We start from the raw sequence: 12,814 nt of genomic DNA, 5'->3' as shown, positions 1-12,814 counted from the left end.
TTGTCCTGATTTAAATTTAATCCACTATAATATCAATGGGCTTGAAAGTGCCGCTCTGAGGAGGTTTGGACGTATCGTGTTTTTTCAATTTCAAAACAAGCAACAGCGGGTTTTTTCTTTGTTGAGCGCGGCTGTTGTGATTGTCATCGTTATGACCTTATGGTCTTATGCTTGGGCGCAATATTTTGATTTAGGGGCGAATGAACCGAAGGAGGCGCTTGAGATGGCCGGGTTTGGTCTGTTGGTGCAATTTTTCCTATGCCTGCCTTATCTTTATTTCAAGCGATATATGCCTGCCTCTCTTTGGGCGACATCGATTCTTAATGGCGCCTATCTGTTTTTGTATTGGAGCAATTCGACGCCGCTTTGCTGCGGTGATATGGGGCAAGGCTTGATGTCTATGCTGTTTATGTTTGTTTCGGGTGTATATTTCGTTGTCTCCTGTTTGGTGATTATTGCGTGTTTGCATGCTAAGAAGGTCAGGAAAATCGGGCAGCCCTCATAAGCCTGCATAAATAAAGATAGGGAAAAAGGTCGTCTGAAACCCAAATTTGAGGTTTCAGACGACCTTTTTTACTGCGTTGCGTTCAACTTTAAACGCTGTCAACCGATTCAAACCAAATCCAGCTTTTTCAGCAACGCGACGCTGCCTGCGTCCACAAGCCTGAAGGTTTCGTCAAAGTCGCCGGTGTACCATGGGTCGGGGACGTGGCGGTAGCCGCTTTCGGGGATGAGGTCGGTGAGTTTGAAGATTTTGTCGGGGTGTTTGCCGAACATTTTTTCCAGTTCGGCAAGGTTGTTGTCGTCCATGGCGATGATGAAGTCGAATTCATCAAAATCTTCGGAACGCACTTGGCTGCTGGTAAAACCTTGGTGGTCAATACCGTGGGCGGCGAGGGTTTTGCGCGTGCCTTGGTGCATGTTTTCGCCGTCGTGCCAGCCGGATGTGCCTGCGCTGTCGGTGCGGATGCGGTGGGCTACGCCTGCTTCGCGGGCGCGGTGGCGCAGGACGTATTCTGCCATGGGTGAGCGGCAGATGTTGCCGAGGCAGACGAAGAGTACGGAATGGTTTTTCATAGGCGGTTTAGGCGTGTTCGGAGAAGAATGGGTTGTGTCCGTCCAGGGACAGGGACTGCGCGTAGGTCGGCAGGTCGGCATTTTCCGGCAAAACGTCGTGCAGGATGCGGATATGCTCGACGCGGCATTCCGCCATCAGGTCGAGGAAGTTGTGTTGGATGACGGCGATGTTGTCGGAAGACGAAAGGTTCCACACGAACACTTGCGGGACGACTTCAAACGCGCTGTCGGTCGCGTTGAAACCGAACAGAATCTGCCCGCCCGCCCTTGCAGCGATGACGACGCCGACGCGCGGACTCTGCATGCGGATGGCGCGGATGGCGTTGGTGGCGAACACGTCCATCGCCATGCGCTGACGGGTGTGGCTGCCGTCGGTCAGGGCTTGGAGCGGGGTGTTCGGGGACAGCGGGTTGGTGAAGAGGGTAACGCCGGCGGCGGCAAGGCTTTCCTGCCAAACCTGCATCAGCGGCAGGCCAGCCTGTTGCAGGTTGACACCCAAGGCGGTTTGCAGGTTTTTGTCACCGTAGCCCAAGGCGTACACGACGTGGACAGACTGCCCTTCGGGGCAGATCAGCGGTTTGTCTTCAAAGGTTTGCAGGAACGTGGCGGCGGATTCGCTGTTTTGTTTCGCCTTCCACCACTGTTCGGGCGTGATGCCGCTTAGGTCGTCTGAATGGGCGAGGAAGGGCAGCCATTGGGTGTTTTGCGTTAAGGCACGCAAGTGGGGATAGTTGGACAGGCAGGCGGTCAGTGCCTCGGTAGGCAGCGTCAGGGACAGCGATCGCTCCTGTTTGCAGCCGGCGACGATGACGACGGGCAAGGCAAACCATTGGGCTTCGTCGTCGTTTTCGGCGGATAACACTTGGTTGATGCTCTGCATCAGCGCGTTGTAGGTCTCTACATCGGGCGCCATGGTCATAGCGACGGACAGGTTGACGTAGTAGTTTTGATGAAGCTGGCTGCGGATTTCGGTTTGCAACTGCCCCACGGCGATCTTGCGGGTTGCGGCGGTCGTGCCGTGTGCGAGCAGTGAGGCGTTTATCAGTAAATGGTTTTTAACCGGAGTCTGCGGATAAGGGCGTGTGTCGTGGAGGATGAAGGTATTCATATGGATATAAATCGGTGGTTGTCCGGACAGCTCGGATTATAACAATATCGGGATACGGATTGGGAAAAGGTCGTCTGAAAACGACGCTTCGGCAGCGTTCAAACAAATATCGCAAGCTGCCTCAAACCATTTTGACGTTTTCAGACGACCCTTTTCTAATCTTCTTTTCTTTCTTCTTTTGCCCAGTGTTCCCTTACCCGCGCTTTGCCGTCCGCATCCAAACGGCGATAAAGATTGATGACTTCGTCAGCAGAGGCGGTGTTTTCCGGCTGCGCCGCGCCGAACAGGGAGCGCACATAATCATCCGCCGGATGGTTTTGAATATCCTGCGGCGTATCGACCTGCACCAGCCTGCCTTGGTGCATCACGCCGATGCGGCAGGCGAGCTTGGCGGCTTCGCTCATGTCGTGGGTAACGAAAACGATGGTGGTGCCGAGTTTTTTGTGTATCAGGGAAACCGTTTCCTGAAGGGAAGCGCGGGCGAGCGGGTCGAGAGCGGAAAAGGGTTCGTCCATCAACAGGATGTCGGGTTTGGCGGCGATGGCGCGCAGGATGCCGATGCGTTGCTGTTCGCCGCCGGAGAGTTCGTGCGGATAGCGGTTTAGGTAGGTTTCGGGCGGCATACCGACCAGCTCGAGCAGTTCGTTCACGCGCGATGTGCGCTTCGGTTTGTCCCAGCCCAAAATGTCGGGCATCAGTTCGATATTCTGCCGCACGGTCATAGTGGGGAACAGGGCGATTTGTTGCAGCACATAGCCGATGCGGTGGCGCAGCCCGCGGATGTCGTAATCTTTGATACGCCTGCCGTTGAAATAAACATCGCCGTCAGTCGGCTCGGTCAGCGCGTTAATCATGCGCAGCGTAGTGGATTTGCCGCTGCCCGAACCGCCCACCAACACGAAAAACTCGCCTTGGTAAATGGTGAGGTTCAGTTCGTTCACAGCGGTGTGGTTGTCGTAGCGTTTGCTGACGTTTTTGAATTCGATTAAGGGAGTATGTTCAGGCTGCATCATAAATATCCTTTGCAACTTCGACAAAACGGCGCGGCTCGCGTTCTAGCAATTTCGGCAGGTCGTCTGAAACGGCGGCAAGTTCGCCTTTAGCAATGGCGGTGTAGGTGGAAACCCACGCTTCAATCTGCCAGTCGGGCGTATCAGGGTACGCGGCTTTGCGGCTGGCGAAGGCTTCTTCCACGGTTTCATTATGGTAGCGGTGCGGTTTGCCGGTGATTTCGGTTAAGACGGCGGCTATTTCAGCAAAACTTAATGATTGGGAACCTGTCAGCGTATAGGTCTGATTATCGTGGCGGTGGTTGCCGCACGCGATGTCGGCGATGACGTTTGCCGCAGCTTGGGCGACATCGCGCTGCGAAACGCAGGCAACGCGCCCGTCGTCGGCAGGACCTGCGATGATGCCGTCTGCGTTGGCAATCGTTGCCATCATCTCGCTGTAAAAATTGTCGCGCAGAAAGGTGTAACGCATATTTGTTTGCCGGATTGCATTTTCGGTAACCGCATGGGTGCGCGCCAGCGTGAAGGTGCTGTCCAACGCCGCCTGCGCAAAAGAGAGATAGACCATGTGTTGCACGCCCGCTTCCGAAGCAGCCTGCACCAAAGTCAAATGCTCTTGCTCACGCGTCGGGCTTTCGGCGGCGGACACCATAAACAGCACGTCCACCCCGTTTAACGCCTGCTCGGCAAGCTCCAAATCGCCATAGGCAAACCGCTGCGCTTCGCAGTTCGGCAGAACGGGCGCTTTGGCGGGGTTGCGCAGCGGCAGGATAAGCGGCAGACCACGTGTGTTCAGATGACGGGCGACCATGCCGCCGATGTTGCCGCTGGAACCAGTGATGGCGATGTTCATGAGGAACTCCTTGGGAAGTGGAGGAAAATAATAGGGGAAGGGTAGCTGAAAAAGTGGCTTTAGGGTAGACGGATTTTCAGACGACCTTTTAGAAGTAGTAAAGGTCGTCTGAAAAGCAAAAAACAGTCCACAACTTCGTTTTGAAGGTGTGGACTATTTTGTTTGGGCTAGGTTAGGGCTGTATTTCACGCTGCCCTATATTTGCAACTGTTTAGCGGAATTCGAAGAATTCCAAATGTTGCGACCGCGTTTTTAGGCTGCCTGAGATGCTGCGAGTGAAATTGCGGTTGCCACAAAGCCATAGGCTGCGGTTTGCACTGTCGCGGACAGTCTGCCCGATATGTTCGGCGGTGAGCCTTTGGGTTTCGGAGGGGATATAGTGGAAATTGACATTGGCTTGCTGCGCTAAATTTTGCCAGTGGGCGAGCGTTTCGGCAGGCAGGTTTCTATCGGCATGAAACCAGTCTGTCGGCTGGGTGGCGGGCTGTTTGGCTTATTCGTTGAGCCGTGCGAGAAATGGGGTAAAACCGATACCGTTGCTGACCCAGATTTGCGCTTGTCCATCGGAAAAGTCGAATCGTCCGTATGCGCCGTCGATTTGCACGGTGTCGCCGATGTTCAGGCGTTGCGGCAGGCGGCGGGTGTAGTCGCCCAAGTCTTTGACAACGAGTGTGAGTTGTTGGTGATTAGGCTGCCAGTCGGAGGCGATAGTAAAGGGGTGGCTTTCTCCGTGTGTGCGTAAAAAGAGGAATTGTCCTGCGCGGTGTCCCTGCCATTTCGGGGCGTTCAGGGTCAGGGAGAGCAGATTGCCGTTTTGATTTAGGGCGGATACGGTGGCGTTTTGCGGTTTGCCGATGCGCTTGAACAGGGCAATCAGCGAGCAGGCGATGCCTGCAAGTAAGGCTGCGATGAGCAGCCATCCCAGCGGTTGCGACCAATAGGCAAAATTTGCCAGCACGGTGGTGTGCCACACGAGCGCGAGATAAACGGGGACGATAAGGATGTGGAATTTGGCAAACCAGCGGTAGGGTATGCGTTTGATGAGGGCGGCGACAAGCAGGACGATGGCGACATAAAAAGCGATTTCGCCAACTTCTTCGGCAAAGTGGCGTTGGGTAGCCAGCCAATCTTTTAATGTCAATATTTCCTGTATCGGCGGGCGTGGCGGCTTTTTGCCGTCAAACAGACCGAGCTTTACCAGCCATTTGGGGAATTGCTTACTGGTCCAGTGCAGGATGCTGCCTGAAAGGGCAATGATGCCGAACCATTTGTGCAGGCGGTACATTTTGTCCAGCCCGCCGAGCGGGGTTTCGAGTATTTTGGGGCGCACGGCAAGTATCAGACAGCCACTCATGGCCAGTATGCTGATGGTGCCAGTTAGTTGTAGCAATAGGTTGCGTACCGGAAATACGCCCCACTGGTCTGGAAATGATGTAGCAAGCAGCCATAAAGCGAATATGCCGCCGAAAAATATGGCTAGGGTAAATTTAATGTTTTTCATGGTAGTGGTCCTTACGGATGGGAATATGAAGCGGTCTGCGCTGTTTGTGGGGCGATTGTAAGTGGGGAAAATTAGATGGAAATTATTGGGGGATGTAAGGGAAGGCTGGGCGGAGACCTAACAGAACTGTTAACTGCTTAAAAAATTGGGTTTATCAATCTCATTTCCCTGCTTAGGTCGTCTGAAAAGTGCAGGTTGGTTTTTGAGTTTTCAGACGACCTTAAAAGCAGAGCCTGCATTTCGTTTTCCGAATGTGCAGGCTATTTTTTCAGGTGGCCTCCAAGCGGCATGATATTGCTTAAAACTACAGGTTTTTCTTAAAGAAACCCGCCAGTTTTTCAACCGCTTTGTCTGCGTCTTTATCATATTAAAGAAACGTGGGTTGCGCCCTCAATGCGTACCAGTTCTTTCTTGGCGGAAGCAGCGCGCTCAAGGATCGAAATTTTCAGGGATAAAAATCACACCCGTCAATTCAATGCAGTTGCGTGGGATTTGGATACGTTGTTGCATATAAAGCTCCTGTCTAATGTTTTGTATGGTTGAGTAAGTAAAGTGCAGTCATTTTATGGAGGGTTTGTGGTAATGTATATTTGCTCATAAAAAAACTGCACCTTGTGAGTTGGAGGGGATGTCCAACTTTTGGGGTGCAGTTCAGGTTTCAGACGACCTTTTTTCACATAAATCTACTATTATTTTATGGCTTGGATGTAACTATTTCTTTTTATTTTTCTATAAATTCTAAGATTTCTTTTTTCTTTACAATTTCTTCAATTGGTGTTGGTTCTTTATGATTTTTATCCAATGTATCTGCTGGATTTAATGCAATTGCTTTTAACATATTTTCCATCAATATTGGTAATAGTTTACTCTGTTCTTCCTCATTGAGTTTTTCTATTTGTTTTTTGTAACTTTCATAAGACTTTGCCAGTGCTTCTTTATGTGCATATTCTTGTTCAAGTCTTTGCGCTTCACTACGTCGTTTGGATACAAACATCACTAACCAAAATGCAGGTAAAATAAACGGTAACTTATAAATCAATCCTTTTAAAATAGAAATTAAAGTAATTCCTATAGAACTATCGTTATTATGTTGCTCAATTTGAGTAATTATTTCAGTTTTGCAAAAAATACTTGAAATATAGTTTAAAAGAGAGCTGAAATTTATATTTACAGAAACAATAACAATAAATAAAATTGCCAGTGCCCAATAAAACCATTTCCCATAAGATGCTACATCTTTGCTAAATTTTTTCCGCATTGCATTATATGCGTTAGATAAGCCGGCAGACGTTGCTCCAGGTAAAAGGCTTTCAATTTGTTTATTTAATTCGTTGTAACGTTCTTGTTGTTTCTTTTTAAAATCATCTAATTCCTGCTTGCGGGTTTCAAGTTCATTTTTCAGACCTCCTTCTTTCTTTCCATCTTCATTTTCCGTTCCAAATATCTCTTCATGAAATTCTTCTAATTCCTTTAATGCTTGAGAAGAGGTTTTTTTTAGATCTTTGATTTTATAACTTTCCTCTTTTGCATCATTAAGGTAGCTATATAATTCATTCTTCAACCCATCTTCATCAAAAGTGGATTGGTATAATTTATCTATTTCTTTATGCTTACTCTCAAAGTCAGCTGCCAAGCCAGCTATTTTGCTTTCTAAACCATCATTTTCAAAGAGTTCATTATTATAATTCTCAAATTTTTCTTGTTTCTCAGATAAATCAGAAAGAATATTTTCAGCATCTCTTGTAATATTTTTATTCCTCTCAGAATATTCTTGGAGTTCTTCTAGATAATGTTTTGAATGCTCCGTCATTGCTTCGGCATATTGTTCTAAAGCAGTTGTTAAAACTCTACCAGCGTTTCCTTTGTAAAAAATGAAAGGCATAAGATCTCTAAGTAAAGTATCCAAGTAATTATTATTAATATCCTTAATATAACTAATATTAGATGAATTAATGTAACTTACTAGATTGCTCTTTATATATGTTATAGGGCTTATGACATTAACTAAAACCTGCATAGGTATGAAATCAGGATCGATTGCATCAAGCATTCCTGAAAAATAAGCTACAACTTTTTTTGAGTGAGCAATTTCATTTCGATCGTCTGTAGACAAGCCTTTTACATTGATATCTTTTAATAGGCTTTCAATTTCTTTCCATAGAGGAATTATTTCGTTAACAAATTTTGTGCTGCGGATAGACATATTCTTTCCTTAGGTGCTTGTTATTTTAGTAATTATATCTTGTTTGAATGATGGTAAACACCCCAATTAAATAAAAAGGTCGTCTGAAAATATGAAAAACAGCCTGCACTTTGGGTTATAAAAGTGCAGGCTGCTTTTTTCAGGTAGCCTTTTAACTTCTCAGAAACTCCGCTTTCAGACGACCTGAAATCGTGTACATCCACGCCCTTTCGGCAATAGCTTTAAGCCGCACGATTTTTCATTTCACCAACAACCGTCCCTGTCTCGCTAAATTCAAAGTCGCCAGCAACAGCAGCATCACCAAGCCGGAGCCTGCGGTGGCGAGGAAATAGCCTAAAAACAGTAAACGCTGTTCGGCGATCAAATGGAAGCCGCAGCCTGTCATTGCCGCCAAACCGAATGAGAAACCCCAAAAACTGGGGCTGAAACCCTGTTCCAGCATCCAAGGCAGAAGGCGCAGCAGTAGCAGGAATTGCAGGCAGCCGTAGCCGATTAAAAGCAGCGCGAAGGTGTCGATGTGCCCGCCCGATGCAGCGAAATAGGCGCCGCAGCCGACAAAAGCGGGCGCAAGTTGAATGCCGACGATACCGCGCACAGGGGCGTTGACGGGTGTGCCGGTGCGCAAACGGCTCAATATGGCGGCTTCCAAGCTAAGCCATGAAAACAGTCCCGCGCCCAAAAACAGCCAGGCGTAATCCGACCAACCCAATACCGCCATTGCGGTCGCGCTGACAAAATTGGTGGCAACGGTGGGCAGGTAAACAATCGGCGTGGTGGCATCAAGGGTATGGACGCCGCGCCACAAGCCGCCTGCGCGGTACATGGCAAATGCCAACTGTCCCGCCGTTCCCAGCAAAATCAACCCTTTTGCCGGTAGCGTTTGGTAGGGCAGTGCCGCCAAACCTGCCAGCATCGTGGTAATCGGAATCGCGCTGATGAAACAGCATTGCACCAAATCCTGCAAATCCTGCAAAAATTCGGGGCGGAAAAAACGGATTTTGATGATGTAGGCAATGACCAGCAGCAGCCAAAGTGCAAAGGCGGCGGCTAACAGCGTTTCCGCAGCCCAAGTCGGTAAAAGCCCGATACGCGCGCCGTAACGCCAAGACAAACCGAGCGCGAAAAGCCCCAACGGCATGCTGAAATAGCTTAGGGGGACGGGAAATTTTTTGGTACTCATGACAATGTGTGTGTTAAGGAAAGGCGGTAGTATAGCCGATTCAAATCGGTAAATGCAGCTTGGGTTGAGACCCGATAAAGACGTTAAATTTGCCTGAGACATTGGGTTTCAGCATGAGCCGTTTTGGGTATGGATATGCTGATATTTGAGTTTATAAATTCGGTTTTCAGACGACCTTGTCAGATTCCGAGGTCGTCTGAAAAAGTATAGTGGATTGACTTTAAAGCAGTACGGCGTTACCTCGCCTTAGCTCAAAGAAAACGATTCTCTAAGGTGCTGAAGCACCAAGTGAATCGGTGCCGTACTATCTGTACTGTCTGCGGCTTCGGCGCCTTGTCCTGATTTAAATTTAATCCACTATAAATGTGTTTTCAGACGACCTTTAAAGGCAGCCTGCACTTTTAAACGGCCTTAAGCGCTATCCGCCCTGCCTGGGCGGCGGCGCGGTTTTTTAGTACGCGCCCCACAGCATCAGCAGGGCGCACAATAAAAACAATATCCACTGGCCGAGTAGGAAATAATTTTTGCCGCGCGCACCGGCCATTTTAAGCTGTATCAGCCACACGGTGCACCACAGGCCCAGATAAACGGCAACAAAACGGGTAGCGGCGGCTTCTATGCCGTCGAAAATCCGTGTGAACGCAAGCAGGCAGGCTGTGGCGACCAGCAACAGCAAATCTACGCTGACCAACTGGAAGACGCACACAGCCTGCATCCAGTTGCGCGTACCCTGTTGCGTGCTGTTTTCTGCATCGGGTTTCAGGCTTAAGGTTTCGCGGGTGCCGACAAAAAGATGGGCAAAAAATGCCACGGCCAACAGCAGGGCGGCCGCCGCAAAGGGAATGTTCATGTTATGCTCCGATTTTGATGGTTTGGCATATTTCTTCTCGATTGCGTTTATGGCGTTTTTCAAACAGGTTTGCGGAAGGTAATGCAGTAAAAGCGGTTGTCCCAAAGCAGCCGCGTTTTCTTTTCCTGCACGGTTTCGGGAATGCAGTTTTCGATTTGTGTCAGGTCGAAATCGGTGTCTTGGAAATAGCTCCGCGTGAATAGGCTTTTTTTGTATTGTTTCTGGATGAAGTCGGCGGTTTCGTCTGCGATCATGATTTTGGTGCCGGGTTTGGCGATGCGCAGCATTTCGTTGATGGCTTTTTGCTTGTCACTGAAAAAATTGATGCCGCCCACATGGAATACGACGTCGAACATATTGTCGGCAAAGGGTAAATCTTCGGCGTTGCAGTGTACCAAGTCCAAGCCCGCCGCTTTTTTCCGCCATACGTCGCGGCAGCGTGCCAACATGCCGAGCGACAGGTCTGCGCCGGTCAAATCCAGCTTGGCGGGGTCGATGTCGGCGGGCAGGTGGTTCAAATCGGTACCTGTGCCGATGGAGACGTAGAGTGCGGTACAGTCTTGCCGCCATTCCAGTTCGCCCATCAGGCTGCGCCGCATTTCGTTGATGCTGTTGCCGTATCTGAGGCGTGCTATCCAGCGTTCGCCGAAATCGTACCAACGGGCGAGGCGGTTGTACATGTTCATGTATTTGGCGTTGTCGCCCGTTACGTTGTCGGAATCGAGGCACAACAGAATACCGTCTTGTTCGGGCGGAAGCGGGTTTTGTAAGGCGGGTTTGAGTTTTTGGATGAGCTTGGCGGAAGGCATGGTGCTTCTCCTGTTGAGGGTTGAACGATGCGTATCTCGAGTCGGGATTCGACAAGGCCGTTAAAACATTGGATTCATCTATCTAACTTATCCGGCAGGGTCGTCTGAAAGCTTGATTAGATGGGGAGCAGGCGATTTTAGGGTGGCTGCGCTGCCTGAAATAAAGGCCGTCTGAAATCGTGTTTCAAACGGCCTTTTGACATAGTTTACGACAAGGATGGATTAGAACTTGCTTTTGATGTCGTCAATCAGGTTTTCGGCTTTTTCTTTTGCCTCGTCAACCAGATGTCCTGCTTCTTCTTTTCCTTTTTTCAATACGTCGCTTGCTTTTTCCTCAATGTCGGCGGCAACTTCTTTGACTTTGCCGATGCCTTGTTGGATTACGCCTTCTGCTTGGAGTTTGGAGTCGTTTAACAGTTCTCCGGCTTTCTCTTTTACATTACCGCTGATTTGGTCTAATTTACCGCTCATGGCTTATTTCCTTGATGTTTGTGTTGATCGAGGATCCACTATAGTCTAATCGGTGGCTTGTTGCAACTTGGAGGTCGTCTGAAAACCCGCTTCAACAAAATGAAAACCGTTTTTCAGACGACCTGAATCATTTGCCCTTATCGTTTATCAAACCGTTTTTCTGCAAATAATCCCGCGCTACGTCCGCCGGCTTTTCTCCGCCTACTTTCACGCGGTAGTTCATTTCAGTCATTTCGGCTTCGCTGATTTTGCCTGCCAGTTTGTTCAATGCGTTCACGATGTCGGGATGCTGTTCGGCAAACTCGGTTTTCATCAGCGGCGCGCCTTGGTAGGAGGGGAAAAGGGCGATGTCGTCTGAAAGGACGGCGAGGCGGTATTGTTTGAGGTCGCTGTCGGTGGAATAGGCTTCGACGAGGTCGATTTTGCCGTTTAGGAGGGCGGTGTAGCGCAGGGCGGGTTCGAGCGTCGAGAGGTGGCGAAACTGTATGCCGTGTTGTTGCAAACCCTTGTAGCCGTCGGCGCGGTCGGTAAACTCGAGGGTAAAACCGGCGCGGATTTGGTTTTGCACGCGTTTGAGGTCGGATATTTTGTGCAGATTGTGCACGGCGGCGTAGTCCTGGCTGACGGCGAGGGCGTAGGTGTTTTGGTATGCCATCGGCGGCAGAAAGGTCAGCCGGTGTTGTCGGGCGAGCAGGTCTTTGGCGGTTTGGTAGGTCTGTTCGGGAGAAAGGCGGCGGTTTTGCTGTTCGGCAGGGACTTTGACCAGACTTTCAAGGACGGTGCCGGTAAATTCTGGGTAGATGTCGATTTCTCCGCTGTTTAATGCGTTGAACAGGAATGAAGTTTTGCCGAAATTGGGTTTGAGCGCCACCTGCGTGCGCGGATTATTTTCTTCAATCAACTGTTTGTACATATTGATGAGGATGTCGGGTTCGCTGCCGAGCTTGCCTGCGATGGTGATTTTTTGTGCGGATGGGTTCGTTTGAAAAATCGGTGCCAAACCGATGGCGATAAGAATGGCAAGTAGGGCGGCGGTAATCGGCATTTTGCGCTTGGACTTTTGCAGTATGCCGATGCCGCCGCTGACCAGTACGGCGAGCAGGGCGGACAACAGCGCGCCGGTAAACGTCATCGCCATGTTATTACGGTCGATGCCGAGCAAAATCAGGTTGCCCAAACCGCCTGCACCGATAAGCGCGGCGAGTGTCGCCGTGCCGATAATCAATACGGACGCGGTGCGGATGCCGGAAATCATGGCGGGCAGCGCCATCGGCAATTCAATGCGCCACAACGCCTGCCAACGGGACAAGCCGAACGCGGTGTGCGCTTCTTTGATGGCGGGATCGATTTGGCTCAAACCGAGATAGGTGTTCTGAAAAATCGGCAACAGGGCATAGAGCGTCAGCGCAATCAAAACCGGCGGCGAGCCGATGCCGACAAAGGGAATCAGCAAGCCGAGCAGCGCGAGAGACGGAATGGTTTGCAGGATATTGGTTACCTGCAAAACACCTTCCGCCCAACGCCGTTTGTCCGCCAGCCATACGGCGAGCGGCACGGCCAACGCGACGGCGCAAAGCAGGGCAATCAGGGAGAGGCGGAGGTGTTCAAGCGTCGCCTGCCACAGTTCGGCTGGCGGGACGGGAAGGAAATCGGGCATAAAGAATTGTCGGAATTGAAAATATTTCCGACAGTATAGCGTAAGGGGCAAAGAAGAGAAAAAGGTCGTCTGAAAATCCGTTTTCAGACGACCTT

The 12,814-nt window shown here is 49.9% G+C and carries 12 protein-coding genes; 1 reads left to right on the top strand and 11 read right to left on the bottom strand.

The window, feature by feature from the left end; translation table 11 throughout:
• On the top strand, window positions 1-505 hold a 505-nt coding region (locus tag HMPREF3277_RS04430), incomplete at its 5' end, for a hypothetical protein (RefSeq protein WP_246830756.1).
• Window positions 506-612: 107 nt separating this feature from the next.
• Here HMPREF3277_RS04430 and HMPREF3277_RS04425 read toward each other — a convergent pair.
• The 11 genes from HMPREF3277_RS04425 to HMPREF3277_RS04375 all read right to left on the bottom strand — a co-directional run bounded on the left by HMPREF3277_RS04425 (window position 613) and on the right by HMPREF3277_RS04375 (window position 12,719).
• Complete coding sequence (locus HMPREF3277_RS04425; protein ID WP_070870146.1) at window positions 613-1,077, bottom strand: low molecular weight protein-tyrosine-phosphatase; 465 nt, start codon at window positions 1,075-1,077, stop codon at window positions 613-615.
• A 7-nt stretch (window positions 1,078-1,084) separates the two neighbouring features.
• Window positions 1,085-2,185: a conjugal transfer protein gene (locus tag HMPREF3277_RS04420; protein WP_070870145.1), complete on the bottom strand. Its 1,101-nt coding sequence runs from the start codon at window positions 2,183-2,185 to the stop codon at window positions 1,085-1,087.
• 155 nt (window positions 2,186-2,340) lie between these two features.
• Entirely contained in the window at window positions 2,341-3,198 is an 858-nt protein-coding gene (locus HMPREF3277_RS04415; RefSeq protein ID WP_094113466.1) for an ABC transporter ATP-binding protein, read from the bottom strand.
• On the bottom strand, window positions 3,185-4,048 hold the full coding sequence (locus HMPREF3277_RS04410; RefSeq protein ID WP_070656813.1) for an SDR family oxidoreductase: 864 nt from the start codon (window positions 4,046-4,048) through the stop codon (window positions 3,185-3,187). The genes HMPREF3277_RS04415 and HMPREF3277_RS04410 overlap by 14 nt, the downstream gene beginning before the upstream one ends.
• 493 nt (window positions 4,049-4,541) lie before the next feature.
• Window positions 4,542-5,549 carry a ferredoxin reductase family protein gene (locus HMPREF3277_RS04405; RefSeq protein WP_246830755.1) on the bottom strand — a complete coding sequence of 336 codons (1,008 nt, stop codon included), beginning with the start codon at window positions 5,547-5,549 and terminating at the stop codon, window positions 4,542-4,544.
• Window positions 5,550-6,270: 721 nt separating this feature from the next.
• A complete protein-coding gene (locus HMPREF3277_RS04400) occupies window positions 6,271-7,752 on the bottom strand; it encodes a hypothetical protein (protein ID WP_070870143.1) in 1,482 nt (493 codons plus the stop codon).
• Window positions 7,753-7,990: 238 nt separating this feature from the next.
• A complete protein-coding gene (tehA, locus tag HMPREF3277_RS04395) occupies window positions 7,991-8,932 on the bottom strand; it encodes a dicarboxylate transporter/tellurite-resistance protein TehA (RefSeq protein ID WP_070870142.1) in 942 nt (313 codons plus the stop codon).
• A 451-nt stretch (window positions 8,933-9,383) separates the two neighbouring features.
• The gene (locus tag HMPREF3277_RS04390) at window positions 9,384-9,782 is read right to left on the bottom strand and encodes a hypothetical protein (protein ID WP_070870141.1); all 399 of its coding nucleotides are present in this window, start codon (window positions 9,780-9,782) and stop codon (window positions 9,384-9,386) included.
• A 59-nt stretch (window positions 9,783-9,841) separates the two neighbouring features.
• On the bottom strand, window positions 9,842-10,591 hold the full coding sequence (locus tag HMPREF3277_RS04385) for a class I SAM-dependent methyltransferase (RefSeq protein WP_070870140.1): 750 nt from the start codon (window positions 10,589-10,591) through the stop codon (window positions 9,842-9,844).
• A gap of 222 nt (window positions 10,592-10,813) precedes the next feature.
• Window positions 10,814-11,062: a CsbD family protein gene (locus HMPREF3277_RS04380; RefSeq protein ID WP_003763541.1), complete on the bottom strand. Its 249-nt coding sequence runs from the start codon at window positions 11,060-11,062 to the stop codon at window positions 10,814-10,816.
• Between the two features lie 127 nt (window positions 11,063-11,189).
• Window positions 11,190-12,719, bottom strand: coding sequence for an ABC transporter permease/substrate-binding protein (locus HMPREF3277_RS04375; RefSeq protein ID WP_070870139.1), 1,530 nt, complete (start codon window positions 12,717-12,719; stop codon window positions 11,190-11,192).
• Between the last annotated feature and the right edge of the window lie 95 nt (window positions 12,720-12,814).

It is taken from the genome of Neisseria sp. HMSC70E02 (assembly GCF_001838645.1).
GTDB lineage: Bacteria > Pseudomonadota > Gammaproteobacteria > Burkholderiales > Neisseriaceae > Neisseria > Neisseria macacae.
Note: the sequence above shows the minus strand (reverse complement) of the source record. Positions and strands in the feature narration are given on the sequence as shown.